Consider the following 719-nt stretch of genomic DNA (forward strand, 5'->3'; position numbering starts at 1 on the left):
ATCCTGGTGCGGCAGGCCCTGCCCAGCAAGGACGAGGACGAGCCCACCGGCGACGAGGAAGAACCGAAGCCCGCCGCCGACGAGGACGAGCCCGAGCCGCCCGCGCCTGCCAAGGACAAGGCCAGGGACAAGACCCGCGACGCCCGCACCGCAGATGCACGAACCGTGGACGCGGACGTCAAGAGCCGCGCCCGGCTGCTGTGGCCCGACATGCGCGTGGCCGACTCGGACGACGCCTGCGCCGTCAAGCGGATGGCGCTGCGCGCCGCGTCCAACGACGCGGACCTGGAGCGGACGATGACCGCCGCCCTGCGCGGCTCCACCCTGGACGCCTGCGACTGCCTGACCCTGGACGCCGCCTTTGTGGCCACCAGCGAGGTGGCCCGCCTCAAGCGCAACCGGGACAGCGTCAATGGCCTGACCAGGGCCACGGCCAGGGACTTCGGCAAGGCGACAACCCCGGCCGACATCAACCGTGCCAACGAGGAATTCTACGCCAAGAGGGGGACGAAATGACCGCGTATCTGGAACGCATGCCCGCCGGGTATCCCGGCGATGTGACCCGCAAGGGCAACTCCGTACTGGAACCGGGAGTCATCGGCGCGCTGGCCGTGAAGTACGGCTCCCCTGTCAAGCTCTCCGCCGGGCTGGTGGCCGCCCTGGCCGCCCTGGATATCGCCACCGTACTGCACGGCTTCCTGGTGCGTCCGTATCCCACT

At 70.1% G+C, this 719-nt stretch carries 2 protein-coding genes; both read left to right on the plus strand.

Annotated features, from left to right (window positions below):
• A partial coding sequence (locus tag QQS14_RS16450) for a hypothetical protein (RefSeq protein ID WP_285908103.1) occupies positions 1–516 on the plus strand: 516 nt, incomplete at its 5' end.
• Positions 513–719: structural cement protein Gp24 (locus QQS14_RS16455; protein ID WP_425607941.1), on the plus strand; the 207-nt coding region annotated here is incomplete at its 3' end. The genes QQS14_RS16450 and QQS14_RS16455, both read left to right, overlap by 4 nt.

Source organism: Pseudodesulfovibrio pelocollis (genome assembly GCF_030282845.1).
Classification (GTDB): domain Bacteria; phylum Desulfobacterota; class Desulfovibrionia; order Desulfovibrionales; family Desulfovibrionaceae; genus Pseudodesulfovibrio; species Pseudodesulfovibrio pelocollis.